The 257-nt window shown below is 57.6% G+C and carries 1 protein-coding gene; it reads right to left on the minus strand.

Annotated features, from left to right (window positions below):
* Positions 1-257 (minus strand): MASE1 domain-containing protein (locus KVT28_RS25600; protein ID WP_217551041.1); only part of this gene is annotated, 257 nt, incomplete at both ends.

The raw sequence follows: 257 nt of genomic DNA on the forward strand, positions 1-257 counted from the left end.
ATCGCCGCCTGGGCGCGATTTCGTTCCGCGATCGCCGCGGCGATCGCCATCGCGGTAATCGTCAGTGCCGCCGTCCAAGATTGCAGCATGAGGAGGGACTGATTTTCCGTGCGCAGAATGAACGGACCAAATCCGTGCAGCGTCCCCCAGATTGCGATCGCGGAGAGAACAAAAATACCGGTGGCGGTTTCGCGCGGGGTGAATCGGAATGCCGTCCAGATAACAATTGGGCCACAAATGAATGAGACCGGATAATT

Origin of the sequence: Pantoea sp. GbtcB22 (genome assembly GCF_019091025.1) — a bacterium.
Lineage (GTDB): Bacteria > Pseudomonadota > Gammaproteobacteria > Enterobacterales > Enterobacteriaceae > Pantoea > Pantoea leporis.